Source organism: Parvibaculum sp., assembly GCF_049671045.1.
Lineage (GTDB): Bacteria > Pseudomonadota > Alphaproteobacteria > Parvibaculales > Parvibaculaceae > Parvibaculum.
The window spans coordinates 15,751-41,537 of record NZ_JBATUH010000106.1 but is presented as its reverse complement, the minus strand read 5'-3'; the positions used below and the strand labels follow the sequence as shown (position 1 = coordinate 41,537).

General features: G+C 65.2%; 24 protein-coding genes. 18 read left to right on the top strand and 6 right to left on the bottom strand.

Annotated elements, in window-relative coordinates; genetic code table 11:
• Positions 1–75: 75 nt before the first annotated feature.
• Entirely contained in the window at positions 76–1,320 is a 1,245-nt protein-coding gene (locus WBG82_RS12220) for an MFS transporter (RefSeq protein ID WP_424424799.1), read from the top strand.
• Here the strand turns inward: WBG82_RS12220 and ubiA are convergent.
• On the bottom strand, positions 1,317–2,234 hold the full coding sequence (gene ubiA, locus WBG82_RS12215) for a 4-hydroxybenzoate octaprenyltransferase (RefSeq protein ID WP_424424798.1): 918 nt from the start codon (positions 2,232–2,234) through the stop codon (positions 1,317–1,319). The genes WBG82_RS12220 and ubiA overlap by 4 nt on opposite strands.
• A 4-nt stretch (positions 2,235–2,238) precedes the next feature.
• Positions 2,239–2,733, bottom strand: coding sequence for an NUDIX hydrolase (locus WBG82_RS12210; protein ID WP_424424797.1), 495 nt, complete (start codon positions 2,731–2,733; stop codon positions 2,239–2,241).
• Positions 2,734–2,833: 100 nt separating this feature from the next.
• On the opposite strand from WBG82_RS12210, the gene WBG82_RS12205 reads away from it, so the two are divergent.
• From WBG82_RS12205 to WBG82_RS12190, 4 genes are all read left to right on the top strand, one after another.
• On the top strand, positions 2,834–3,625 hold the full coding sequence (locus WBG82_RS12205; RefSeq protein WP_424424796.1) for a 16S rRNA (uracil(1498)-N(3))-methyltransferase: 792 nt from the start codon (positions 2,834–2,836) through the stop codon (positions 3,623–3,625).
• Positions 3,626–3,638: 13 nt separating this feature from the next.
• Positions 3,639–4,229: an NAD(P)H-dependent oxidoreductase gene (locus WBG82_RS12200; RefSeq protein ID WP_424424795.1), complete on the top strand. Its 591-nt coding sequence runs from the start codon at positions 3,639–3,641 to the stop codon at positions 4,227–4,229.
• Positions 4,230–4,372: 143 nt separating this feature from the next.
• Positions 4,373–5,743: a glutamate--cysteine ligase gene (locus tag WBG82_RS12195; RefSeq protein WP_424424794.1), complete on the top strand. Its 1,371-nt coding sequence runs from the start codon at positions 4,373–4,375 to the stop codon at positions 5,741–5,743.
• 12 nt (positions 5,744–5,755) lie between these two features.
• Entirely contained in the window at positions 5,756–6,154 is a 399-nt protein-coding gene (locus WBG82_RS12190; RefSeq protein WP_424424793.1) for a VOC family protein, read from the top strand.
• Between the two features lie 641 nt (positions 6,155–6,795).
• On the opposite strand, the gene WBG82_RS12185 is transcribed toward WBG82_RS12190, so the two are convergent.
• The 3 genes from WBG82_RS12185 to WBG82_RS12175 are packed head-to-tail and all read right to left on the bottom strand — an operon-like array spanning position 6,796 to position 9,306.
• Positions 6,796–7,407 (bottom strand): hypothetical protein, encoded by a 612-nt coding sequence (locus WBG82_RS12185; RefSeq protein WP_424424792.1) that lies wholly within the window; start codon positions 7,405–7,407, stop codon positions 6,796–6,798.
• Between the two features lie 26 nt (positions 7,408–7,433).
• Positions 7,434–8,867 (bottom strand): metalloprotease TldD, encoded by a 1,434-nt coding sequence (gene tldD / locus WBG82_RS12180; RefSeq protein ID WP_424424791.1) that lies wholly within the window; start codon positions 8,865–8,867, stop codon positions 7,434–7,436.
• A 40-nt stretch (positions 8,868–8,907) separates the two neighbouring features.
• The gene (locus tag WBG82_RS12175) at positions 8,908–9,306 is read right to left on the bottom strand and encodes a hypothetical protein (protein ID WP_424424790.1); all 399 of its coding nucleotides are present in this window, start codon (positions 9,304–9,306) and stop codon (positions 8,908–8,910) included.
• A gap of 535 nt (positions 9,307–9,841) precedes the next feature.
• Here WBG82_RS12175 and coxB point away from each other — a divergent pair.
• The 11 genes from coxB to WBG82_RS12120 all read left to right on the top strand — a co-directional run bounded on the left by coxB (position 9,842) and on the right by WBG82_RS12120 (position 23,445).
• On the top strand, positions 9,842–10,693 hold the full coding sequence (coxB, locus tag WBG82_RS12170; RefSeq protein WP_424424789.1) for a cytochrome c oxidase subunit II: 852 nt from the start codon (positions 9,842–9,844) through the stop codon (positions 10,691–10,693).
• 56 nt (positions 10,694–10,749) lie between these two features.
• Complete coding sequence (gene ctaD, locus WBG82_RS12165) at positions 10,750–12,357, top strand: cytochrome c oxidase subunit I (protein WP_424424788.1); 1,608 nt, start codon at positions 10,750–10,752, stop codon at positions 12,355–12,357.
• Between the two features lie 16 nt (positions 12,358–12,373).
• Positions 12,374–13,348, top strand: coding sequence for a heme o synthase (cyoE, locus tag WBG82_RS12160; RefSeq protein ID WP_424424787.1), 975 nt, complete (start codon positions 12,374–12,376; stop codon positions 13,346–13,348).
• Positions 13,349–13,350: 2 nt separating this feature from the next.
• The gene (locus WBG82_RS12155) at positions 13,351–13,563 is read left to right on the top strand and encodes a hypothetical protein (protein WP_424424786.1); all 213 of its coding nucleotides are present in this window, start codon (positions 13,351–13,353) and stop codon (positions 13,561–13,563) included.
• 50 nt (positions 13,564–13,613) lie between these two features.
• Positions 13,614–14,453: a cytochrome c oxidase subunit 3 gene (locus tag WBG82_RS12150; RefSeq protein ID WP_424424785.1), complete on the top strand. Its 840-nt coding sequence runs from the start codon at positions 13,614–13,616 to the stop codon at positions 14,451–14,453.
• A 109-nt stretch (positions 14,454–14,562) separates the two neighbouring features.
• Positions 14,563–15,306: an SURF1 family protein gene (locus tag WBG82_RS12145; RefSeq protein ID WP_424424784.1), complete on the top strand. Its 744-nt coding sequence runs from the start codon at positions 14,563–14,565 to the stop codon at positions 15,304–15,306.
• Between the two features lie 7 nt (positions 15,307–15,313).
• Positions 15,314–16,825, top strand: coding sequence for a carboxypeptidase M32 (locus WBG82_RS12140; RefSeq protein WP_424424783.1), 1,512 nt, complete (start codon positions 15,314–15,316; stop codon positions 16,823–16,825).
• A gap of 111 nt (positions 16,826–16,936) precedes the next feature.
• Positions 16,937–18,340 carry a threonine synthase gene (thrC, locus tag WBG82_RS12135; protein ID WP_424424817.1) on the top strand — a complete coding sequence of 468 codons (1,404 nt, stop codon included), beginning with the start codon at positions 16,937–16,939 and terminating at the stop codon, positions 18,338–18,340.
• Between the two features lie 18 nt (positions 18,341–18,358).
• Positions 18,359–19,630, top strand: coding sequence for a M16 family metallopeptidase (locus tag WBG82_RS12130; RefSeq protein ID WP_424424782.1), 1,272 nt, complete (start codon positions 18,359–18,361; stop codon positions 19,628–19,630).
• A 97-nt stretch (positions 19,631–19,727) separates the two neighbouring features.
• The gene (locus WBG82_RS12125) at positions 19,728–20,315 is read left to right on the top strand and encodes a GNAT family N-acetyltransferase (RefSeq protein WP_424424781.1); all 588 of its coding nucleotides are present in this window, start codon (positions 19,728–19,730) and stop codon (positions 20,313–20,315) included.
• Between the two features lie 112 nt (positions 20,316–20,427).
• A complete protein-coding gene (locus tag WBG82_RS12120; protein WP_424424780.1) occupies positions 20,428–23,445 on the top strand; it encodes an EAL domain-containing protein in 3,018 nt (1,005 codons plus the stop codon).
• A 2-nt stretch (positions 23,446–23,447) separates the two neighbouring features.
• On the opposite strand, the gene WBG82_RS12115 is transcribed toward WBG82_RS12120, so the two are convergent.
• The gene (locus WBG82_RS12115; protein ID WP_424424779.1) at positions 23,448–24,068 is read right to left on the bottom strand and encodes a YqgE/AlgH family protein; all 621 of its coding nucleotides are present in this window, start codon (positions 24,066–24,068) and stop codon (positions 23,448–23,450) included.
• Positions 24,069–24,293: 225 nt separating this feature from the next.
• On the opposite strand from WBG82_RS12115, the gene WBG82_RS12110 reads away from it, so the two are divergent.
• The gene (locus tag WBG82_RS12110) at positions 24,294–25,121 is read left to right on the top strand and encodes a protein-disulfide reductase DsbD domain-containing protein (protein ID WP_424424778.1); all 828 of its coding nucleotides are present in this window, start codon (positions 24,294–24,296) and stop codon (positions 25,119–25,121) included.
• Positions 25,122–25,247: 126 nt separating this feature from the next.
• Positions 25,248–25,733: a peroxiredoxin gene (locus WBG82_RS12105; RefSeq protein WP_424424777.1), complete on the top strand. Its 486-nt coding sequence runs from the start codon at positions 25,248–25,250 to the stop codon at positions 25,731–25,733.
• Positions 25,734–25,787 lie beyond the last annotated feature (54 nt).

The following is a 25,787-nucleotide window of genomic DNA, read 5'->3' as shown; positions in this document are numbered from 1 at the left end:
ACTTCGGCCCGTGTTTCGGTCATAAATGTCGCCCGCAGGGGCTCCGCCCGGCGCTTCGGAGGCCCGTTGCAAAATATGTCCTCAGTTTCCCCGACTTCCCTTCAAGGCGTTCTGCGCGTCCGGGATTTCAGGCTGTTCCTGTCGGGGCGGTTTCTCGGCACGCTCGGCGCGCAGGTGCAATCGGTCGCCGTCGGCTGGCAGATCTACGACATCACGTCGAGCCCGATGGCGCTGGGTTTTGCCGGGCTCGCGCAGTTTCTCCCCATGGTGCTGCTCATGCTGCCGGCTGGCGACATTGCCGACCGCGTGGACCGGCGCATCATCGTGGCGACGAGCTACGGTCTTCAGACGCTCGCCATCGCGCTTCTCATGGCGCTCACGCATATCGAGGCGCACACGGCCTGGCCCTTCTATGTGGTGCTGGTGCTGACGGGCGTTTCTCGCGCCTTTGCCGGGCCTGCGCTTCGCGCCTTCGTGCCGCTTCTCGTGTCATCGGCGCAGCTTCCGCGCGCCATTGCGATCTCGTCGTCCTCGTTTCAGGTCGCCGTCATAGGCGGCCCGGCGCTTGGCGGCCTCCTCTATATTTTCGGCCCCGAAGCGGCCTATGGCGCCTGCCTTGTCTTTTTCTTCGCCGTCACCCTCATCTTCATCGCCGTCCGCACGCGCCATGAACAGGTGCCGGTCGATCCTGCGCTTTCAGCTTTCGGGCGGCTCACGGCGGGCATCGCCTATATCCGCACCCGGCCGATCATTCTCGGCGCGATCTCGCTCGATCTCTTCGCCGTTCTTTTCGGCGGGGCGGTGGCGCTGCTGCCGATCTATGCGCGCGACATCCTGCATGTGGGGCCCGAGGGCCTCGGCCTCATGCGCTCGGCGCCTGCCATAGGCGCGGTGCTCGTGAACTTTCTTCTCATCTGGATGCCGCTCAATCGCCGCACGGGGCTTGCCATGTTCGGCTGCGTGGCGATCTTCGGCATGGCGACGATCGTCTTCGGCCTGTCGGAGAATTTCGCGCTGTCGCTTGCCGCGCTCGTCATCATGGGTGGGTCGGACATGATAAGCGTCTATGTGCGCTCGACGCTCATTCCGCTGGCGACGCCCGCCGACAAGCTCGGGCGGGTGAGCGCCGTCGACCTCCTCTTCATCAGCGCCTCGAACGAGCTTGGCGAGTTCGAGAGCGGCGTCACGGCCGGATGGTTCGGCACCGTGCCCGCCGTCGTCATTGGCGGCGTCGGCACGCTGGGCGTCGTGGCGCTCTGGATGTGGCTTTTCCCCGATCTTCGCAAGATCGACCGGCTGAGCGATGTGAAGCCCGTCTAGATGAGCCGCCCGGCGACGATCGCCGCCAGAACGATGAAGCCGAAATCGCGGTTGGAGCGGAAGAGGGCGAGGCAGCGCGCCGGGTCGTCAATGTCGAGCCGGAGGATCTGCGAGACGAGATGCGCGGCGGCGAGCGCGACGCCGGCATAATAGGCAAGGCCGAGATCGGCGACGGCCCCGGCCGCGACGAGCCCAAGCGTCATCGCGCCGTAGAAGCCCCACATCCAGCGATGCGTCATGGGGCCGAAGCGCAGCGCCGTCGACTTGACGCCAATGAGCGCGTCATCGTCCTTGTCCTGATGGGCGTAGATCGTGTCGTAGCCGATGGTCCAGGCGATCGAGGCGAGATAGAGAAGCACCGGCGCGAGCGTGAGCCGGTTCGCCGCCGCCGCATAGCCCATGAGCGCGCCCCAGTTGAAGGCGAGGCCGAGCACGAACTGGGGCCAGTAGGTGACGCGCTTCATGAAGGGATAGATGGCGACGAGACCGAGCGAGGCGAAGCCGAGCAGGATGGCGAGGGGCGAGAGCATCAGCAGGATGCCGAGCCCGGCAAGAAGCTGCACGGCGAGAAAGACCCATGCCGCGCGCAGGCTGACCGCGCCGCTCGGAATGGGGCGGAGCCTCGTGCGCTCGACCTTCGCGTCGAAATCGCGGTCGACGATGTCGTTGAAGGTGCAGCCAGCCCCGCGCATGACGAGCGCGCCGATGGCGAAGAGGAGCATGAGGAGCGGGTCGGGCCAGCCTTCCGCGGCAAGCGCGATCGACCACCAGCAGGGCAGGAGAAGCAGCCAAGTGCCGATGGGGCGGTCGAGCCGCATCAGCCGCATATAGGGCCGCGCAAAGGCGGGCGCCCATCGGTCGACCCAGTTCTGAGGCGGCGCGTCGGCGACGCGGAATTGGCTGGCGGTGGTCATGGCTTCACGTTTCGATGCGGAGCGGGCTCTCAGGGTAGCGCCCTTCGAGGAGGGGCGGCAGATGCTCTCTGAGCGAGGTGGGAAAGACGAGCGCGTCGCTTCGCAGGAGCGCTTCGGGCTCCCACCATTTCAATTCCTTCACGACGGCGCGTTCCGTATCGGTCCAGTTCGCGCCCGAAATCTTGTCGTCCCCGGTGAAGGCGACGAAATATGTCTCCTGAAGGAGACGCGGCTCGCCTCTTATCACAAGCACATGCTCGCCATACCAGATGGCGGGCCCGAGCTTCACATCGCTCTGGCCCGTTTCCTCCGCGATCTCGCGCCGCGCGCCCTCGGCCAGTTCCTCGCCGGGTTCCACCTCGCCGCCGATCGTGACCCAATAGGAGCGCTTCAGCACCCGGCCGTCCGCGCCCGCCACATCCGGGTCGTGCATATGCATGAGAAGGAGCCGCCGCGCCTTGTCGAAAAGCAATATGCGGGCCGTGCGTCTGATGTGCATGGAGCCGATGTTTTGGTTTGTCGTCCCTTCGTTCCTACCATACATCTGTTGCGTCCGGTGCAATCAATCCGCGCCGGATCATGAAGGGCCGGGAGTGGCGATGGAGCACGATGTCGAAGACGAGGGCGGCCCCGCGCATTGCGCCACCGGCAAGACGCGCCTCCATGTCGATGCGCCGCTGGGCGAGGGCGGCGAAGTCGCGCTCGGCAAGGATCAGTCGCACTATCTTCTCCATGTGCTGCGCATGGGCGAGGGCGAGCGCGTTCTTCTCTTCAACGGGCGCGACGGCGAATGGGCAGCCGAGATCGCGGAGGCAACGAAGAAGAGCTGCCTTCTTCGCGTGACCGGGCGGACGCGGCCTCACATCGCGCTGCCGGACATCTGGCTTCTTTTCGCGCCGGTGAAGCGCGCGCGTCTCGATTTCATCGCCCAGAAGGCGACCGAAATGGGAGCGGGCCTCATCCAGCCCGTCATCACGCGGCGCACAATCGTTTCGCGCGTCAAGGATGCGCGCCTTCAGGCCAATGTCATCGAGGCGGCCGAGCAATGCGGGCTCGTGGCGCTGCCCGAAGTGCGCGAAGCGGAAAGCCTCGATCGCCTGCTCGACAGATGGAGCGAGGAAGCAGGCGGGCGCCGCATTCTCTTCTGCGACGAGGCGGCGGCGCCGGGCGGCGCGAAGGCGGCGCTCGAACGTCTCGCGGGAGAAATCGGGCGGGGCGCGCCGCTCGCGCTTCTCATCGGTCCCGAAGGCGGTTTCGACGCGGGCGAGCGTGCGCGCCTCCATGCGCGCGCCGATACGCTGGCGCTTTCCCTCGGTCCGCGTATCATGCGCGCCGATACGGCCGCGATCGCGGCGCTCGCCGCCGTGCAGCTTTTCCTTGGCGATTGGTAGGAGGCGATGAAGGATGAAAGTGCTCGTCGTCTATTGCCATCCGGTGGCGGAGAGTTTCTGCGCCGCCATGCGCGATGCGGCGCTTCGTGGCCTTGCGCGCGCGGGCCACGAAACGCGACTGCTCGATCTCTATGCCGAGGAATTCGAGCCGCGTCTCAGCCGCGCTGAACGCATCGTCTATCAGGACGAGGTGAGGAACGCGGCGAGCGTCGCCGATCACGTCGCGCATCTCCAATGGGCGGAAGGGCTCGTCTTCGTCTTTCCGACCTGGTGGTACGGGCTCCCGGCCATGCTCAAGGGCTGGTTCGATCGCGTCTGGCTGCCCGGCGTCGCCTTCCACATGCCCGAGAGCGGCAAGGTCATCCGCCCCGGCATGACGCATATCCGGGCGCTTGCCGGCATTACGAGTTGCGGCTCGCCCTGGTGGTGGGCGAAATGGGTGGGCGAGCCCCATCGCCGCATCATCATGCGGGGGCTCGGCGCGCTCTGCCGCCGCGGCTGCACCAGGGTCTGGATGACGCTTTACGAGATGGATACGGCGAGCGCGAGCAAGCGCGAGCGCCACCTGCGTCGGATCGAGGCCCGCATGGCCCGTTTTGCGTGACGTTCGCAACTTCTTAGTGCTTGTCAGGGGAGAAACGCGCCCCTACATGTTTCCGACGCCAGATCAAAAGACCGGACGGGGACGGCACGGCAAGCGGCTCGACCGGAAACGGCACGGTCTTAAAGTAATGCCAGGGGGCTCTCATGAGCGTACTCGTTGCAGGGCCCGAGCCCATCACGAGCCGGAACGATCTCGTCGCCGCGCTGGAGCGCGGCTCGAAGCCGCGCGAGGAATGGCGCATCGGCACCGAGCACGAGAAATTTCCCTTCTTCATCGCCGACAGATCGCCGGTTCCCTATGAGGGGCCGCACGGCATCCGCGCGCTGCTCGAGGGGCTGATGCGTTTCGGCTGGCTCGGCGTCTATGAAGGCGAGACGCTGATCGGCCTCGAGAGCCCGAAGGGCGGCGGCAATATTTCGCTGGAGCCGGGCGGCCAGTTCGAGCTTTCGGGCGCACCGCTCGAGACGCTGCACCAGACCTGCGCCGAGCTTCACGATCATCTGGCACAGGTGAAGGAAGTGGGCGGCGAGCACGGCGTCGGCTTTCTCGGCCTCGGCTTCACGCCGAGCTGGCGGCGCGACGAAATTCCGGTCATGCCCAAGGGCCGCTACAAGATCATGACCGAGTACATGCAGAAGGTCGGGACCATGGGGCTCGACATGATGTACCGCTCATGCACCGTGCAGGTGAACCTCGATTTCGCGTCCGAGGCCGATATGGTGAAGAAGCTGCGCGTCGCCGTCGCCCTGCAGCCTGTCGCCACCGCGATCTTCGCAAATTCTCCGTTCACGGAAGGAAAGCCGAACGGCTATCTCTCCTACCGCTCGCATGTCTGGACCGACACAGATCGCGCGCGCACGGGCATGATCCCCTTCATCTTCGAGGATGGCTTCAGCTTCGAGCGCTATGTCGACTATGCGCTCGATGTGCCGATGTATTTCATCTTCCGCAATGGCCGCTATATCGACGTGACGGGCCAGTCCTTCCGAGACTTCATGGAAGGAAAGCTCAAGGGCGCCGAGGGCGAGACGCCGACGCGCGGCGACTGGATCAATCATCTGACGACGATCTTCCCCGAGGCGCGGCTCAAGAACTATATCGAGATGCGCGGCGCCGATGGCGGCCCGTGGGCGCGCATCTGCGCGCTGCCTGCCTTCTGGGTCGGCCTCACCTATGACCAGTCCTCGCTTGATGCCGCCTGGGATCTCGTCAAGGACTGGAGCGCGGAGGAGCGCCAGCAGCTTCGCGACGACGTTCCGCGTCTCGGCTTCGCGACGCCCTTCCGCAAGGGCACGCTGCTCGATGTCGCGCGCCAGGCGGTCGAGATTTCGCGCGCCGGACTGCGCGCGCGCGCTAGAGGCGACGGCGCGGGCACGGCGAACGAAACCGTCTTTCTCTCCGCCGTCGAGGACATTGTCGGCAAGGGCAAGTCGCCCGCCGAGGAAATGCTCGAGGCCTATCACGGCCGCTGGGGAGGCAAGGTCGATCCTGCCTATACGGAATATGCGTTCTGACCGGCGCAGCTCATGAGCGGAGGAGAGATGTTCAGCCACGTCACCATAGGGGCGGACGATCCGCAGAAGCTCGAAGCCTTCTATGACGCGGTTCTGGCGACGCTCGGCATCGCGCCTTTCTTCAAGATCGAGGGCACGCTGAGCTATGGCACGGCGACCGGCCCCAAGGTGTTCGTTCTGAAGCCCTTCGATGGCAAGCCGCATGTGCCGGGCAATGGCGGGCACGTCGCCTTTCTCGCGCCGAGCCGCGCCGCGGTCGATGCCTTCCACGAGGCGGCGCTGAAATTCGGCGGCACGAGCGAGGGCGCGCCGGGCCTGAGGCCCCAGTACCACCCGAACTATTACGGCGCCTATGTGCGCGATCCGGCGGGCAACAAGCTGCAGGCCGTCTGCCACAGCAAGAATGGCTGAGGCGAGGGCGGCGGCCGCTGGACCCCGGGACAAGCCCGGGGTGACAGCTTTGTGCTGGGGCGTTTGCCCCGTGATTGCCACCCCGGCTTTCATGCCGGGGGACACAGAAGCTGTGAACCGGAATTCACCCCGCCGTCATGCCGGGCTCGACCCGGCATCCATCTTCTCCTGCACCGTGGCCTAAAGGTGGACCCCTGGACAAGCCCGGGGTGACAGCATTGCGTTGGGGCCGGGTGCATCACGATTGTCACCCTGGCTTTCATGCCGGGGGGCACAGAAGTTGTGAAGTGACATTCACTCCAACGTCATGCCGGGCTCGACCCGGCATCCATCTTCTCCTGCGCCGTGGCCTAAAGGTGGACCCCGGGACAAGCCCCGGGCTGACAGCTTTGTGCTGTGGCGCTTGCCCCGTGATTGCCACCCCGGCTTTCATGCCGGGGGACACAGAAGCTGTGAACTGGAATTCACCCCGCCGTCATGCCGGGCTCGTCCCGGCATCCATCTTCTCCTGCGCCGTGGCCTAAATGTGGACCCCGGGACGAGCCCAGGGTGACAGCATTGCGTTGGGGCCGGATGCCCCATGATTGTCACCCCCGGCTTCATGCCGGGGTCCAGGGCCGCGAAGACGGAGCGCGGGCGCTTCATCGGCGCTCTGCCGTCTGGTCTTTCCGGTAGCCGGCTGCGCCCCTCATGCGCCTGACATCGGGGAGGATCGGCACGCCGAGCCGCGCGGCATAGAGCTCAAGCTCCGCCTGTCCGGCCCATGCGCCGCGACGCACATAAAGGGGCAGCGTCCTCGTTCCCTCGCGGTTCACGAGTTCGATGATCTGATGAAGCGTCGTTCCGTTGCGCGCCGCTTGCGCGATTTCGAGGCGGCGGACGCCCGCCATGTCCTGATATCTGGCGCGCCACTCTTCGCCATCGGCTTCCGTCACCCGCACGTCGAGCGGGCCGAAAAGCACAATTCGGCGCGTGGCAAGAACGCTCCACGCCTGAAGCAGAAGGAGCGCGACGGGAAGCAGCGCCGCAAGCGCCGCGTAGAGCGCGGCGCCTTCGAGCGGCCGGTTCCGAATGACGAAGAGGGCAAGCCCCGCAGCGAAGAGGCCGGCGCCCGCCAGCGATGCATAGCCCGCCATGCGCGACGGCGAAAGATCGACCTCAACCGGCAGCGCGGCGAGATCGGCCTGAAACGGCCTGAGCCCCGCGAGCAGCGTCGGATCGCCCGACCGCATTCTGAAGCGGCGCCAGCTCATGTCTTCCCTCGCGGCTCCGCGCCCGGTCAGGCCGCCTGCGCGGTGCCGCCGACCGTCAGCCCCTTTACGAGCAGCGTCGGTTGGCCGACGCCGACGGGCACGCCCTGTCCCGCCTTGCCGCAGGTTCCGATTCCGGGATCGAGCCGCATGTCGTTGCCGATCATGGCCACGCGGGTGAGGACATCGGGGCCGTTGCCGATGAGCGTCGCGCCCTTGACCGGCGCGCCGATGCGGCCGTTCTCGATGAGATAGGCCTCGGTGCAGGTGAAGACGAACTTGCCGCTGGTGATGTCGACCTGCCCGCCGCCGAAATTGACGGCGTAAAGGCCCTTCTTCACCGAGCGGAGGATTTCGTCGGGCTCGTGGCGGCCGGAGAGCATGTAGGTGTTCGTCATGCGCGGCATGGGCTGGTGGGCGTAGGATTCGCGCCGCCCGTTACCGGTCGCGGCCATGCCCATGAGGCGCGCATTGAGCCGGTCCTGCATGTAGCCCTTGAGGATGCCGTCTTCGATGAGCACCGTGCGCGAGGTCGGCGTGCCTTCGTCATCGACGGTGAGCGAGCCGCGCCGGTCGGCGAGCGTGCCATCGTCGACGACAGTGACGCCGGGCGCCGCGACGCGCTGGCCGAGCAGGCCCGAAAAGGCGGAGGTTTTCTTGCGGTTGAAATCGCCTTCGAGCCCGTGGCCGATCGCTTCATGGAGCAGGATGCCGGGCCAGCCCGGCCCGAGCACCACATCCATTTCGCCCGCGGGCGCGGGCACCGATTCCAGATTGACGAGCGCCTGGCGCAGCGCTTCGTCGACCTGTGCCTGCCATTGCATCGGGTCGATATAGACCTCATAGCCCGTGCGCCCGCCGACGCCATAGCTGCCGGCCTCCTGCCGGTCGCCCTGGCCCGCGATGATCGAAACATTGAGGCGGACGAGGGGGCGGATGTCCCGCACGACATTGCCGTCGGGCCGCATGATCTCGACGGCCTGCCATTCGCCGACAAGCGAGGCCGAAACCTGGCGCACGCGCTCGTCCTTCGCGCGCGCATAGGCGTCTATATCGGCGAGAAGTTTCACCTTCTCCTCGAAGCTCTGGGCGCCGAGCGGGTTTTCGTCCGTATAAAGATGGATGTTGGTGCGCTTCGGCCCTTCGGCGAGGCTGAAGCTGCGGCCCTGCTTCACCGCCTGCACGGCCTCGCCAGCGCGCCGGATCGCCTCTTCCGAGAGGTCCGAGGCGTGCGCATAGCCCGTCGATTCGCCTGCGACGCAACGAAGCCCGAAGCCTTGCGTCGTGTCGAAGCTCGCCATCTTCAGCCGCCCGTCATCGAAGGCGAGGGCTTCCGATTGCCTGTATTCGAGAAAGAGTTCTCCGTCCTCGGCGCCATGCAGCGCCTCGCCGACAAGGCTTTCCACGCGCGACCGGTCGAGGCCGCTGGCGGAGAAGAAGAGATCGTCTGCGGAGCTGCTCATCTGGTCCTGGCTTTCGTCAAACGCGGGCGTCAAACGCGGGTTACTTCTGGCCGAGCCATTCTTCCACCGGCACGAGCCGGCGCGGCAAGCCCGAAAGATCGCAGCGCACCACCTGCGAGCCGCAGCTATAGAGCGGAAACTGCACGACGCGAAGGAGCTTCAGGTCCACCAGGAACACGCCGTTGATCCGGCCGAACCAGTCGTCCCACTGCGCAAAGCGCCAGCTCTGCCAGCCGGGCGGAGGAGGGGCGACGATGTCGTCGACCATATCCGGGTGGCAGACGCAGAACCCGACCGCCGAGCGGCCGGGATTGCGCGGATTGAGATAGGGCGCGGCCTCGCTGATGAGTTCGGGCGCCGCCGATCCGTTGGCCGTCAGCACGAGACCGGCCGAGATCTGCGAACCGTAATGAAAGTGGATGAGGGCCTCGTCGCGCATCGCTTTTTCCCGCCTTCCGGCTCCAAGCCTCCGGTTTGAGATTAAGTCTTACTCTAGGCTTTTTTGCCGCCGTGAGAAGTGGCGGCCGTCTGACGTCGCGGAATCCGGTAAAATCATGGCGGCTGCGTGATCCTGCCGGGATTGTCCTTGTGGCAAAACGTCGCAAAAGGCCCTGAACATCTGTGGCCGATGGCCGCAAGGTGTCTATACTCAATCCCGCGAGTCGTGCCGGGTCTCCGATGGTCCCCGGAAGGCGGTTCGTGCCGAGGGGATGCGGCTTGAGCGGGGATTTTCCGCCGTCTGGATGCTTGCGGCGGATTACGGATTATGATTTTTGACGCCCGAGATTGATTTTCATGTGCTCCGCCGGAATGCGGGGCGCTGACCCCGACCGGGTTGAACGCGGCCGGGAAAACGGCGGGAGGGGAGCTGCGACGCCCTTGCGGCGCAAGCGGACCTTCCTACGGACAAGAACTCTGCGTCGGCAGGAAGACACTCTGCGTCGGCGGGAAGACACTGGGAGCTGGGAACAAGCATGCGGTTTCTGATCGGTATGGGGCTCTTCGCGATTGCTTTCGCGATCGGGCACTTTGATGGCGGCCTCGTCGCCTCGGCATGGGCGGATGGCATGGCTGTGGACGGCCAGCTCGGCTTGCAGGCGGCGGCGACGCCAGTGATGGAAGACATCCGCGCCTTCCATGATCTGCTTCTCGCCGTAACCGGCGGCATCGTGATCTTCGTGACGCTGCTGCTGCTGATCGTGATGGTTCGCTTCCGTCACAAGAAGAACCCGACCCCCTCCAAGACGACCCACAACACCCTCGTCGAGGTCGCATGGACGGTCATTCCGGTGATCCTTCTGGTCGTCATCTCCATCCCCTCCTTCCGGCTCCTCTACAAGCAGGTCGTCATTCCCGAGGCCGAGCTGACCATCAAGGCGACCGGCTATCAGTGGTACTGGGGCTATGAATATCCCGACCATGGCGACATTTCCTTCGACGCCAACATCGTCGCCGATGCCGATCTGAAGCCGGGCCAGCCCCGCCTTCTCGCCACCGACAACGCCATGGTCGTTCCCGTGGGCACCACCGTCCGCGTGATCGTGACGGCGGCCGACGTGATCCATTCCTGGGCGGTGCCCTCCTTCGGCGTCAAGATCGATGCCGTGCCGGGCCGCCTCAACGAGACCTGGTTCCGCGCCGAGAAGACAGGCAGCTACTATGGCCAGTGCTCCGAACTTTGCGGCCCCAGCCACGCCTTCATGCCCATCGACATCAAGGTCGTGACGAAGGAGGAATTCGCTGCATGGATCGCCGAGCAGCAGAAATCGGCCGATGCAGGGCAGTCGAACCTTGTGAAGACCGCCGCGGTTTCTGTCGCCCGCTGAGCGGACGGCCGGATCAATTACAGAATATTTGAAAGACAGAGCGAAGGGTTAGACAGATGGCAGGGCAAGCTCAGACTGCGCACGCCGGTCACGCAGACCACCCGACCGGATGGAGGCGCTATCTCTATTCGACCAACCACAAAGACATCGGGACGATGTATTTCATCTTCTCCATCGTGGCCGGCCTGATCGGCGGCACGATGTCGGTGATGATCCGCATGAACCTGATGTATCCGGGCGGCGGAATCCTCCATCTCGATCACAACCTCTATAATGTGCTCGTCACCGCCCACGGCCTGATCATGATCTTCTTCGTGGTCATGCCCGCGATGATGGGCGGGTTCGGCAACTGGTTCGTGCCGCTCATGGTCGGCGCGCCGGACATGGCCTTCCCGCGCATGAACAACATCTCGTTCTGGCTGCTGCCCGTCGCCTTCGCGCTCTTCATCATTTCGATGTTCGTTCCCGGCCAGCCGGGCGGCGATGGCGTCGCAGGCGGCTGGACGATCTATCCGCCGCTCTCGACGACCGGCACGCCCGGACCGGCGATGGACTTCGCGATCCTCTCGATCCACATCGCGGGCGTCTCGTCGATCCTCGGCTCGATCAACTTCATCACCACCATCTTCAACATGCGCGCCCCGGGCATGACGCTGCACAAGATGCCGCTCTTCGTGTGGTCCGTGCTCGTGACCGCGTTCCTGCTGCTGCTCTCGCTCCCGGTTCTCGCCGGCGCGATCACCATGCTGCTCACGGACCGCAACTTCGGCACCACCTTCTTCAAGCCTGAAGGCGGCGGCGACCCGATCCTCTACCAACACCTCTTCTGGTTCTTCGGCCACCCCGAAGTCTACATCATGATCCTGCCCGGCTTCGGCATCGTCAGCCAGGTGGTGTCCACCTTCTCGCGCAAGCCCGTCTTCGGCTATCTCGGCATGGCCTATGCCATGGTCGCGATCGGCGTCGTCGGCTTCGTCGTCTGGGCGCACCACATGTACACGGTGGGCCTCTCGGTCAACACGCAGGCCTATTTCGTCGCCGCGACGATGGTCATCGCCGTGCCGACGGGCGTGAAGGTCTTCTCGTGGATCGCGACCATGTGGGGCGGCTCGCTCGAGTTCAAGACGCCGATGCTCTGGGCGATCGGCTTCATCTTCCTGTTCACGATCGGCGGCGTCACGGGCGTCGTGCTCGCCAATGCGGGCGTCGACCGGGTGCTTCAGGACACCTACTACGTGGTGGCGCATTTCCACTACGTGCTCTCGCTCGGTGCCGTCTTCGCCATCTTCGCGGGCTGGTACTACTGGTTCCCGAAGATCACGGGCTACATGTACAGCGAGCTGATCGGCAAGCTGCACTTCTGGGTCATGTTCATCGGTGTGAACATCGTCTTCTTCCCGCAGCACTTCCTCGGCCTTGCCGGCATGCCGCGCCGCTATGCGGACTATCCGGACGTCTATACGTTCTGGAACCACATCTCCTCGATCGGTTCCTACATCTCGGCCTTTGGCGTGCTGATCTTCCTCGTGGGCGTCGTTCACGCCTTCGCGAAGAAGCAGAAGGCGGCGGACAATCCGTGGGGTGAGGGCGCGACGACGCTCGAATGGACGCTCTCGTCGCCGCCTCCGTTCCACCAGTTCAACGAACTGCCGCGCATCAGGTAAGCGGCCAGGACCGGATATGTCTGACACTTCGATCGCAGATCGCCATCTCGGAAACGAGGCCATGCCGCAAATCGGCATGGCCTCGCCCGGAGACTATTTCGAGCTTCTGAAGCCGCGGGTGATGTCGCTCGTGATCTTCACGGCGCTCGTCGGTCTCGTGGTCGCGCCAGGCGAGATCAATCCGGTCATCGCCTTCACGGCGCTTCTCTGCATCGCGGTCGGCGCCGGTGCCTCGGGCGCGCTCAATATGTGGTACGACGCCGACATCGACGCGAAGATGGCGCGGACAATCAACCGGCCCGTGCCGGCCGGCCGCATCACCTCGCGCGAGGCTCTCGGCTTCGGGTTGACGCTTTCGGTGGGCTCCGTGCTGATGATGGCGCTTGCCGTCAACTACACGGCGGCCTTCCTTCTCGCCTTCACCATCTTCTTCTATGCCGTCATCTACACGATGGGTCTGAAGCGCCGCACGCCGCAGAACATCGTGATCGGCGGCGCGGCCGGCGCCTTCCCTCCGATGATCGGCTGGGCGGCGGTGACGGGCACGGTATCCGTCCCCTCGGTCATTCTCTTTCTCATCATCTTCATGTGGACGCCGCCGCATTTCTGGGCCCTGGCGCTCTTCCGTTCTGACGACTACGAGCATGCAGGCGTGCCGATGCTGCCGGTCGTCGCGGGCGAGGCGGAGACGCGCCGCCAGATCCTCATCTATTCGGTGCTTCTCGTGCCGGTGACGCTGGCGCCGGGCTTCCTCGGCTTTGCGGGCGTCTTCTACACGGTGTTCGCGGCCATTCTCGGCGCTCTTTTCCTCGTCTTCGCCTACCGCGTGTTCAGGACGCGGGCGGATACGGCGGATGAGAAGAAGGCGCAGGACAAGGCGGCCAAGCAGCTTTTCGCCTATTCCATCCTCTACCTCTTTCTCGTGTTCAGCACGCTGCTCGTCGAGCAGGGCTTCGGCCTTGCGCGGCCGCTGCTGGAGCTGTGGGGATAGGCATGGCGGAAGGCAACAACCATGGCGGGCAGGAACAGCCGCGCCAGTGGAGCGAAGAACAGTTGAAACGCCGCCGTCAGCGCAGTGTGGCGCTGGCCCTGGTACTCGGTGCGCTGGTGACGCTCTTTTTCATCGTCACCATCGCCAAACTCGGCGGCAATGTCGCCAAGCGGCCCGTCGTTGGCGCCGTGCTTGGCATGGAGCAGGTTGTATAAGAAATATTCCGGCGCAGTGACTGCCGGATTGGAAGCGGAGAAGAGGGGACATGGCTGACGCTCACGCCAAACATCACGATTATCATCTCGTAGACCCGAGCCCCTGGCCCATCGTCGGCTCGGTGGGTGCGTTCGTTCTCTGCGTCGGCGCGGTGATGTATTTCCACGGCTCGCCGATCTGGTACATGGCGCCCGGCTTCGCCATCGTGATCTACACGATGATCGGCTGGTGGAGCGATGTCGTGCGCGAGGCCAATCGCGGCGACCACACGCCGGTCGTGCAGCTTCACCTGCGCTACGGCATGCTGCTCTTCATCAGCTCCGAGGTGATGTTCTTCGTCGCCTGGTTCTGGGCCTTCTTCGATGCGAGCCTCTTCACCGGCGAGCCCATTCAGGCCGCCCGCGCCGCCTTCACCGGCGGGCATTGGCCGCCCCAGGGCGTCGAGGTCTTCGATCCCTGGCACATTCCGCTGCTGAACACGCTGATCCTGCTCACCTCGGGCACGACCGTCACCTGGGCGCACCACGCGCTTCAGCATGGCGATCGCAAGGGCCTCGTTCAGGGTCTCGTTCTGACGGTGGTGCTGGGCATCATCTTCAGCGCGCTTCAGGCCTATGAGTACGTCCACGCGGAGTTCTCCTTCGCCGGCAACATCTATGGCGCGACTTTCTACATGGCGACCGGCTTCCACGGCTTCCATGTGTTCGTCGGCACCATCTTCCTCGCAGTCTGCCTCGGCCGCGCGATTGCCGGGCAGTTCACGCCGAAGCAGCATTTCGGCTTCGAGGCTGCCGCCTGGTACTGGCACTTCGTCGACGTGGTGTGGCTCTTCCTCTTTGCCTGCATCTATGTCTGGGGCTCTCACGGCGCCGTCATTCATGCGGGCTGATCGAAGAAGCTCTTCGAATTGAATGGAGGAGGGCGGGTTCGCGAGCGCGGTCCCGCCCTTCGTTTTTGACAATGGAGAAGCCGGCGCTGCGCCGCCGGTTCGGCATGGAATGCTCGCTAGCAACCGTTTTTTCCGCCCGCTTCTGTGGCCGACCGTCGCCACGGCCGCGATGTTCGCGCTGCTGGTCGGGCTCGGCGTCTGGCAGCTTCACAGGCTCGACTGGAAGCTCGCTCTCATCGCGAAGATCGACGAGCGCATGTCGGCACCCGCCGCCGATGTGCCGCCAGCGGCGAGCTGGCCGGCGCTCGATGTCGCCGCGCTCGAATATCGCCATCTCCGCCTGACCGGCACGTTCCGCCACGACAGCGAATTCCACTACTTCACGCAAGCCGACAAGGGAACGCCGGGCTACGATGTCATCACGCCCATGGTGCTTTCATCGGGCGGCATCGTGCTCGTCGATCGGGGCTTCGTGCCGGAGGAGCGCAAGGACCCGGCGACGAGAGAGGCAGGCCAGATCGCGGGTGAGGCGACGGTCGTCGGCATCGTCCGCATGCCGCAAAGGCGCGACACCTTCACGCCGCCGGACGACATCGAGAAGAACCTCTGGTTCACGCGCGATCCGCAGGCGATGGCCGCGGCATCGCATCTCGGCCCGGTCGCGCCCTTCTTCGTCGAGGCGGACGCGACGCCCAATCCCGGCGGCTTGCCGAAGGGCGGGCGCACGCATGTGGATATACGCAACGAGCACCTGCAATATGCGCTCACCTGGTTCAGCCTCGCGGCGGCGCTGCTCGTCATCTACTATTTCTATCATCGCGGCCGCGGGCGCGTCGGCCGCCCGAAGTCCTGATCCGATCATGAGTGAAAGCAATTCGATCTCGGCCTATGAGGCGCTGAAGGCGCGCTTCCACCGCCTTTCCGCGCTTCAGGGCGCGCAGGCGGTCTTGCATTGGGACCGCGCCACAATGATGCCGGAGGGTGGCGCGCGGGCGCGCGCGGAGCAGCAGGCAGCGCTCGCGCTCGTCGCGCATGAACTCATCACCGCGCCGCAAATGGCCGACCTTCTGGCGAGCGCGCGGGAAACGGCCGCCTCGCTTACCGAATGGGATCGCGCCAATCTTGAGGAGATGGCGCGCATCCACGCCCATGCGACGGCAACGCCCGCCGATCTCGTCGAGAAGCTGTCGCACCAGAAATCCGAAACCGAGATGATCTGGCGCGGCGCCCGCGCGGCGAACGATTATGCGCGCCTCGCGCCCGCGCTCGACGCGCTGATCGCGCTCATCCGCGAGCAGGCCGCCGCCAAGGCCGACGCGCTCGGCCTCTCGCCATATGATGTGCTGCTCGACAGCTACGATCCCGGCCGCCGTTCCGGCGAGATCGACCGTCTTTTCGACGAGATCGAGAGCTTCCTGCCGGACCTCCTCCGGCGCGTCATGGACGCGCAGGGCGCGCGTCCCGCGCATCTGCCCATTTCCGGCCCCTTTCCCGTCGCGCTTCAGGAGAGACTCGGCCGGGAGGTGATGGATGCGCTCGGCTTTGATTTCAGGCATGGCCGGCTCGATGTGAGCCACCATCCCTTCACCGGCGGCGTGCCGGAGGACAGCCGCATCACCACCCGCTATGACGAGGCGGACTTCACCGAAAGTCTGATGGCCGTCATCCACGAGACGGGACATTCGCTCTATGAGCGCGGGCTTCCGGCCGAATGGCGCGGCCAGCCGGTCGGGCGCTCGCGCGGCATGACGATCCATGAAAGCCAGTCGCTGCTCTTCGAGATGCAGGCGGGCCGCTCCGCGCCCTTCATCGCCTTTCTGAGCCCGCGTCTGAAGTCGATCTTCGGCGGCGAGGGGCCCGAATGGTCGCCGGAGAACCTGCTTGCCCATTATCGCCGGGTGCGGCTGAGCCTCATCCGCGTGCAGGCCGACGAGGTGACCTATCCGCTCCACGTCATCCTGCGCTATCGCCTCGAGCGCGCGATGATCGCCGGCGATCTCGGTGCCGCCGATCTCCCCGCCGCGTGGAACGAGGGCATGGAAAAGGCGCTCGGCATCCGCCCGCCGGACGACGCCTCGGGCTGCATGCAGGACATTCACTGGCCGTCCGGGTCGTTCGGTTATTTTCCCACTTATACGCTCGGCGCGCTCGCGGCCGCGCAGCTCTTTGCCGCGGCGAAAAGGGCCGATCCGGCCATTGAGCCGGCGCTGGGGAAGGGCGATTTTTCGCTTCTTCTTCAGTGGGTTAGAGGCAATGTCCACGGCCATGGCTCGCGCCTTTCGCCTGATGGCATTGTCCTTGCGGCGACCGGCGAACCCCTTGGCACGGCGGCCTTCCGGCGCCATATAGAGGAGCGATATCTCGGCTGTTAGGCCGGTCCGGCGCGCTCTTCGCTCAATTCGAATCGCATGTTTGCCTCGTCCCCTCGCCGGGGTTAGGTTACCCCGACCGGCCGCATGGACCCGGCTATCCTGGAGATTATGGTGAAATACGTCAGCACAAGGGGCCAATCCCCGGCGCTTGAATTCGAAGAAGTATTGCTCGCCGGCCTCGCCCGCGATGGCGGGCTCTACGTGCCCGCGGAGTGGCCGCAGCTGAGCGAGCGCAAGATCAAGGCGCTGGCGGGGCTCTCCTATCAGGAAGTCGCGCTCCGGGTCATGAGCCCCTTCATCGGCGGCGCAATCGCCGAGGCGGACCTTGCGCGGATGATCGGCGAGGCCTATCGGGGCTTCGGCCACAAGGCGGTGGCGCCCCTGAAGCAGATCGACGTGAACGACTGGCTGCTGGAGCTCTTCCACGGGCCGACGCTCGCCTTCAAGGACGTGGCGATGCAGATCCTCGCCCGGCTCTTCGATCATGTGCTGGCGAAGCGGGGCGCGCGCATTACCGTGGTCGGGGCGACCTCGGGCGACACCGGCTCGGCGGCGATCGAGGCTTTTCGGGGCCGCGAGACGAGCGACATCTTCATCCTGCATCCGAAGGGCCGCGTCTCCGACGTGCAGCGCCGCCAGATGACAACGGTGCCCGACACCAACGTCCATAACATCGCCATCGAAGGCTCCTTCGACGATTGTCAGGCGCTGGTGAAGGCGATGTTCAACGACCACGGTTTCCGCGACGAGGTGGCGCTTGCGGGCGTCAACTCGATCAACTGGGGCCGGGTCATGGCCCAGATCGTCTATTTCTTCACGAGCGCGGTGGCGCTCGGAAGCCCGGCGCGGCCGGTGTCCTTCTCGGTGCCGACCGGCAATTTCGGCGATATTTTCGCCGGCTATGCGGCGAGCCGCATGGGCCTCCCGGTCGGAAAGCTCATCGTGGCGACGAACCAGAACGACATTCTCGCGCGCACGCTCGCCAGCGGGCGCTACGAGGTCGGCGAGGTCGTGCCGACCATGAGCCCGAGCATGGACATTCAGGTCTCGTCGAATTTCGAGCGCCTCGTTTACGACGCCTATTCGCGCGACGGCGCGGCGGTGAGCCGCCTGATGCAGAGCCTCGCCCAGGCGGGCTCCTTCACCATCGAGCCCTTGCGGCTCGAGGCGATCCGCACGCTCTTTTCCGCCCGCCGTGTCGATGAGGCGGAAACGGCCGAGACGATAGCAAGGACGCTTGCCGAGACGGGCGAACTCGTCGATCCGCATACGGCCGTCGGTCTCGCGGCGGCGCGCGCGCAGCGCGGCGACGGCGCGACGCCCATGGTGACATTGGCGACCGCGCATCCGGCGAAATTCCCGGACGCTGTGAAGAAGGCTTCCGGCATCCATCCCGAATTGCCGCCTCGCATGCGTGATCTTTTCGAGCGGGAGGAGCGCCTGAGCGTGCTCCCCAATGACCTTCACGCGGTCGAGTCCTTCATCAGGGAGCGGGCGCGAGCAGTAGTGGCGTAAGCAAGTCAGGAGATTTCCATGTCCGTCAACGTGACAAGGCTCGGCAACGGCCTCACCGTGGTGAGCGATCACATGCCGCATCTGGAAACCACGTCTGTCGGCGTCTGGGTCAATACCGGCGCGCGAAACGAAAGCGCGCGCCAGCACGGCGTGTCGCATCTTCTCGAGCATATGGCCTTCAAGGGCACGGAGCGGCGCTCGGCGCGTGCCATCGCGGAGGAAATCGAATCCGCCGGCGGCCACCTCAATGCGCATACGACGCATGAGGCGACGGCCTATTATGCGCGCGTCCTGAAGAACGACCTGCCGCTCGCCGTCGATCTCCTTGCCGACATTCTTCAGAACTCGGTCTTCGAGCCCTCCGAACTCGAGCGCGAACGCGGCGTCGTGATCCAGGAAATCGGCCAGTCGCTCGACACGCCCGACGATCTCGTCTTCGACCATCTGCTCGAAGCCGCCTATGTGGACCAGCCGCTCGGCCGCTCCATTCTGGGCACGGTCGATACGGTCAGGGCCTTCGGCCGCGAGGCGCTGAGGGGCTATATGGAGGAGCGCTATCACGCGCCGAGCATGGTGCTCGCGGCGGCTGGCGCCGTCGATCACGAGCGCCTTGTCGGTCTTGCCGAAGAGAGTTTCGGCGAGCTGCCGCGCCGCCTGAACAATGGCGCCGAGCCTGCGAATTTCAGCGGCGGCGAGAAGCGCGAGACGCGCGATCTCGAGCAGGCGCATGTGGCGCTGGCCTTCGAGGGCCCCGCTTACGGCGATCCCGACTACTACACGGCCCAGATCTACTCGAGCATGCTCGGCGGCGGCATGTCGTCGCGCCTCTTCCAGGAGGTGCGCGAGAAGCGCGGCCTTTGCTATTCGGTCTTCTCCTATGCCTGGTCCTTCGTCGATACGGGGCTCCTCGGCGTCTATGCCGGCACCTCTCCCGACGATCTGGCCGAACTCATGCCCGTCATCGCAGGCGAGATCGGCCGCATGGCCGAAGATGCCAGCGAGGAGGAAACGGCCCGCGCCCGCGCGCAGATGAAGGCGGGGCTGATGATGAACCTCGAATCCTCTTCTTCGCGCGCCGAGCAGATCGCGCGGCAATATTCGGTTCACGGCCGCATCCTGCCGATCGACGAGATCATCGCGAAGGTCGACGAGGTCGATGCCGCGGCCGTCCGGCGCTTCGCCGGCCGCATATTGTCGAAGCCGCGGCCTGCGGTTGCGGCGGTGGGCCCGCTCGATGGGGCGGGCGGCGGACTTGAATCCTACGACCGTCTCGCGGCAAGATTTGTCTGACGACGTGTGAGATACGCCGGCGGTCCGGTGTACCGCCCTCGCGGGGTTCCGGCAGAAGGCCCGGCGGAATGGCTTGCGCGTAGGGAGCCGCGCATCCATGGCCTTTCTCAGATCCATATCCAGACCCGAGCCCGCCCCCCTCATCATCGGCGACGGGGTGCGCCTGCGCAGCCCGCAGATGGGCGACTACGAGGAATGGGCGGCCTTGCGCGAGAAGAGCAGGGCCTTTCTCACGCCCTGGGAGCCGACCTGGCCCGAGGACGATCTCAGCAAGGCATCCTATCGCCGCCGAATTCGCCGCTACCTGCGCGAGATCAGGGCCGACCGCGCCTACCCATTTTTTATCTTTCGCGAGCAAGATGGGGCTCTTGTCGGCGGATGTACGCTGTCGAACGTCCAGCGCGGGGTTCAGCAATCATGCGCACTCGGCTATTGGGCGGGGGAGATCCATGCGGGGCGGGGCTATGTTACCCGGGCGGTGCGAGCGCTGATTCCCTATGTGTTCGAGGAATTGAAACTTCATCGCCTGCAGGCGGCCTGTCTGCCGGAGAATGAGCGCTCCAAGGCCGTGCTTCGCAAATGCGGCTTCCGCGAGGAAGGATATGCGCGGGGCTATTTGAGGATAAATGGGGTGTGGCGCGATCATCTCGTCTTTGCCATTCTGCGCGACGACCCGCGGCCGTGAGATTTTGAGAAGGGGGACCGATGCGGCAAGTAGGCCTTGGGGCATGAACTGGAAAGTCGGGGGCTTTCCGGGCACGTCATGCCCCGGAAGTTTCATTCAGCCGGGCGCGATCTTGTCGCAATTTCGTCTGCTCCGCCGCGTGCCACGCATGAGGGCCATGCGCGCGGTCGGCGCCTTCATGGTGCTGCTGTCCTGCGTCGTCTTCATGCCGTCCGCCGCGCGCGCTCTCGACGCGGTGGTGCTCGACGATCATCGTCCGGTCGTCAATCTGACGCCCTTCATGGAGCGCTATGAGGAGAAGGGCCGCAAGCTCACCATAGAAGCGCCAGAAGCCGCGCCCGTCGAGGAGGAGCCCGGCGCCGCGCAGAAGGTGCCCCTGCCGGCCGCGCCCGCCGAAAAGGAGGCGGCGCCCGACGCCGATGGCGGCGACGCGGTGGACGACGGCCGGATCACGCTCTCGGATGGTTCCGAAGAGGCGAACGGCATCTGGCTTGCCGCCGCGCTCCGCAATCGCGGCGAGGAACCCGCGACCCGCTATCTCATCGCCGATACGCGCGGCAAGGGGCTTCTCAACTTCCTCTGGCCCGTGCCCGCGCCGGGCGTCGACCGGGCCTATACGGCGGGTGCGGAAGATCCTCTTCGCATGCCCTCGGACGAGCGGCCGGGCTTTGCCGTTTTCTCGCTGACGGTCGATCCCGCAACGAGCGTCACCGTTGCGCTTCATTCCGACCGCCCGGAGCCGTCCTCGCTCTATATGTGGAGCCCGGATGCCTGGCAGTCCTTCAACCGGCGCCTGTCGCTCATCGAAGGCGGCATGCTCGGCGTCATCGCCGCGCTCGCCATCTATCTCGCGGCGCTCGCCGTTCTGACGCAGACGCCCGCGACGCGCGCGACCGCGCTTCTGCTTGGGGCGGGTTTTCTCGTCGAACTGGCGGAATTCGGCTATCTGGCGACCATGACGGGCGCATCGGCGCGCTGGGATTCGGTGATGCGAACGGGCGCGCTCGCACTCTTTGCGAGCGCCGTCTTCTCACTCGAACGCCATTTCCTCGATCTAGAGCGCCATGCCCGCTGGCAGTCGCAGCTTGCGCGCCTCCTCGCGCTCGCCGCGCCAGTGACGATCCTCATCGCCATGCTGAGCCCGCCTGCCGGCGCGCTCGTCGTCAGGCTCGGGCTCATGCTCGCTCTCTTCGGCGGCGGGCCGCTTCTCGTCCTCGCGGCGCTTCGCGGCGTTCGCCCGGCCCAGCTTCTCATTCCGGGTACGGCTCTTTTTGGCGTTTCGGGATTGGTCGCGGCCTTCAATGCCTTCGGCTGGCTGCCGGGCTCCTTCATCGGCACGCCGCTCGCCATCGGCCTCTTCACCATTGCGCTCATTCTCTTCGCCTTCGCCGCCGCCTATCAGGCGCAGGGCGGCAGGCGTCGCGCCGATGTGGGCGCCGTCCGCAGCGAGCAGCGCAATGCCTTTGCGCTTTCGGGCGCGCGGCAGGGCGTCTGGGACTGGGATATCACCGCCGACACGCTCTATGTCTCGCCGTCGGTCGAGGCGCTTCTCGGGCTCGATCCGGGCGCGCTTGGCGGCACGGAGGTCGCCTGGCGCGAGCACATGCATCCGGCGGACCGCGAATCCTACAGAAACGCGCTCAACAGCTATATCGGGCGCGGCAATGTCGCTTTCACTCTCGAATTCCGCATGCGCCATTCCGATGGCGCGTTCCGCTGGATCGCGCTCAATGCGAGCTGCGTTGCCGGCCCCGAAGGCTTCGCCAATCGCTGCGTCGGCACGGCAAGCGACATCACCGCGCGCAAGCTCGCGGAAGAGCGGCTCTTCCACGACGCCGTACATGACAGCCTGACCGGCCTTCCCAATCGCGCGCTCTTCATGGACCGGCTCGACCGCGCGATCCGCCGGACGAGCATGATGGATCGCCCGCGCGCGGCGCTTCTTCTCGTCGATCTCGACCGCTTCAAGACGGTGAATGACAGCCTCGGCCATTCCGGCGGCGATGCGCTTCTGATCGCGGTGGCGCGGCGGATCGAATCCCTCGTCACCCAGGAGGACACGGTCGCCCGCATAGACGGGGACGAATTCGCAATTCTCCTCACAACGCGAACGCATCGGGACGATGCGTTTGCCTTTGCCGAGGCGCTGGCCGAGTTCCTTTCCCAGCCGATCGAGATCGCGGGCCATGAGGTTTTCCCGACCTCCTCCATCGGCGTCGCCATTTGCGAGGACAGCCACGAACGGCCCGAGGAACTGCTGAACGAGGCCGAGATCGCCATGTTCCGCGCCAAGCGGGCGGGCAAGGCGCGCATCGAATTCTACGAAACGGGCATGCGCGGCGAATCCGAGGACCGGCTCGGATTCGAGACGGATCTTCGCCATGCGCTCGAGCGGCGGGAACTCGAAATCTATTACCAGCCCATCGTTTCGCTGATGGATGGCAGCGTGCGCGGCTTCGAGGCGCTGGTGCGCTGGAACCATCCCCAGCAGGGCGTGCTCACGCCGGATCTCTTCGTGCCGCTCGCCGAGGAGCTTGGCCTCATCCACGATATCGGCCGTTTCGCGCTGCGCGCCGCGAGCGAGGAGCTTGCAACCTGGCAGCGGCTCTTCCCTCTGGAGCGCCCCCTCTTTGCGAGCGTGAACGTGTCGAGCCGCCAGCTTCTCCGCCACGATCTCATCGAGGATGTGAAGCGCGTGCTGCGCCGCATCGACATCGTGCCGGGATCGCTGAAGCTCGAGGTCACGGAATCGCTCGTGATGGAAAACCCGGAATTCGCCGCGCAGGTTCTTGCCCGCGTGAAGGGACTCGGCGCGGGTCTGTCGCTCGACGATTTCGGAACCGGCTATTCGAGCCTGTCCTATCTCCAGCGCTTCCCCTTCGACACGCTGAAGGTCGATCGCTCCTTCGTCGCCGGCATGGCGGCGGATCGCGAGACGCCGATGATCATCCGTTCCATGGTCACGCTGGCGCATGACCTCGGCATGGAGGTCGTGGCGGAGGGAACCGAAAGCGAGGAGCAGGCGCGCGATCTCGCCGCCATGGGCTGCGACTATGGGCAGGGCTATTATTTCGGCCAGCCGATGCGCGCCGCCGAGGCGCTCGACTTCATCGCCCGCAATTCACGCTGATCTCAGGCGTGCCCGGCCTCGCCGGAGAGAAGCGACAGGTCGATGCCGAGCTTCGCCAGCGCGCGGTGATATTTGTCATCGAGGTCGGGGCCGAAGAGCAATTCCGTGTCGGGATCGCAATGGAGCCAGCCATTGGCCTGAATTTCGGCTTCGAGCTGGCCGGGGGCCCAGCCCGCATAGCCGAGCGCGAGAATGGCATGGCGCGGCCCGCGCCCATGGGCGATGGCGCGCAATATGTCGACGCTTGCGGTGAGGCCCACATCCTCATCGACGGGCAGGGTCGAATCCTCGGAGAAATAGTCCTGCGTGTGGAGCACGAAGCCACGTCCCGCCTCGACCGGCCCGCCGACGAGAACAGGGCAGTCGCTGCGGCCAGGACGGCGCAGCGGGCTCTCATTCGGCAGCGGAATGGAAAGCTGATCGAGAAGTTCGGGAAGCGTGATGTTCGGCGCGGGCTTGTTGACGACGATGCCCATCGCGCCTTCGGCATTGTGCACGCACATATAGATCACCGTGCGCTCAAACCGGGCGTCGCCGATCGAGGGCATTGCGATGAGCATCTTGCCTTCGAGGAAGCCGTCCTCTCCGGCCTTATAGCTCAGGTCTGACGACAATGGGCTCATGAAGAATATGTAGCTCCCGCCGTGCTGCGCTCAAGGACCTTGCGAACATTTATATTTTCGCCTCTTGCGGCGTCCCTGTCACGTCCCAATAGGAGGAGAAACGCTCCATTCCGAGTAAGATGAAAAATGCGCGCATCCTCATTTTTGGTGAGAAGCGCGAAGCGATATCCCTCTCCGGCAATGCCGAAGGTGACGAAGATGCTCGAAGCGTGTGATCGGCCCGCAATGCTACGCACGATCCTTTCCCGTTTCTTTTTTGCGGGCCTCATTCTCGCCGCATTGTCGGCGCCTGCCCGTGCGGCTAATGGCGCGACAGGCGGCGCGGATGGCGTGGCGCTGCTCCGCCTCGTCGCGGCCGAAACGGGCCATGCGGGCCAGCCCTTCCTTGCCGGTATCGAGATGCGGCTTGCCGATGGATGGAAGACCTATTGGCGCCGGCCCGGAGATTCAGGAATCGCGCCGCGCTTCGACTGGTCGAAATCGGAAAATGTCGGCGCGGTGGAAATCGGCTGGCCCGCGCCGCAACGCTTCGACGTGCCGGGCGACATCACCTTCGGCTATGAGCACGAAGTCGTCTGGCCGCTGCTGGTGACGCCGAAGGACGCCGCGAAGCCCGTAACGCTCGCGCTCTCCATGAGCTATGGCGTGTGCAGGGAGGTATGCCTGCCGGGCGAAGCCGGGCTTTGGCTGACATTGCCGGCCGCATCGAAGCCGCGGCCATCGGCTGAAGGCGAGCGTATTCGCGCCGCGCTTCGGCGCGTGCCGGTGGTGGAAGCGGCCGCGAAGCCCGCGGCGATTTCCGTGCGCTTCGAGGCGGAGCCGTCGCCCCGTCTTCTCGTCGATTACGGGGTTGAGGGTGCGGTGCCGCAGCTCATCGTCGAAGGGCCGGACGGCTTCTGGTTCGGAACGCCTGAAACCGCGCGGAGCGGCGGAACGGTCGCCTATGCCGTTCCGGTCGAACTCGAAAAGGGCGCCGTGCCTCATGGCGCCAGCGTCACGCTCACATTTTCGACGCCGGATATGGCATTGGAGGCGAAGCGCCGGATCCCCTGACCGGGGCTCACGAGCGCGTGAATTATGGAAGGCAGGCTGGCGGCTGGCTGTGATTGGCGCTTTAATGCCCGCGAATACGCGCCGCTCCCGAGCTTCGGGAGCGCATCACAAAAATTGGAGGCAAGAATGGCGATCAATGTCGGAGACCGGATTCCGGATGCCACGCTGATGAAGCTCGGCGACAAGGGCCCCGTGCCCGTCAAGGCGTCGGATTTTTTCAAGGGCCGCAAGGTCGTCGTCTTCGCGCTGCCCGGTGCTTTCACGCCGACCTGCTCGAACCAGCATCTGCCGGGCTTCATTCAGAAAGCCGGTGATATCAAGTCGAAAGGCGTCGATGAGATCGCCTGCATCTCCGTCAACGACGCCTTCGTGATGGGCGCCTGGGGCAAGCAGCAGGGTGCCGAGGGCAAGGTGACGATGCTCGGCGACGGCAATGGCGAGTTCACGAAGAAGCTCGGCCTCGACTTCGACGGTTCGGGCTTTGGCATGGGCACGCGCAGCCTGCGTTACTCGATGCTCGTCGAGGATGGCGTGGTGAAGAGCCTGAACAAGGAAGCGAATCCCGGCGAAGCGAAAATCTCCGGCGCGGAAAACATGCTTTCGCAGCTTTGATCGCCGCACGCAGCACCTGAGAAGAATTGCGCCCCGGATGTTCGATCCGGGGCG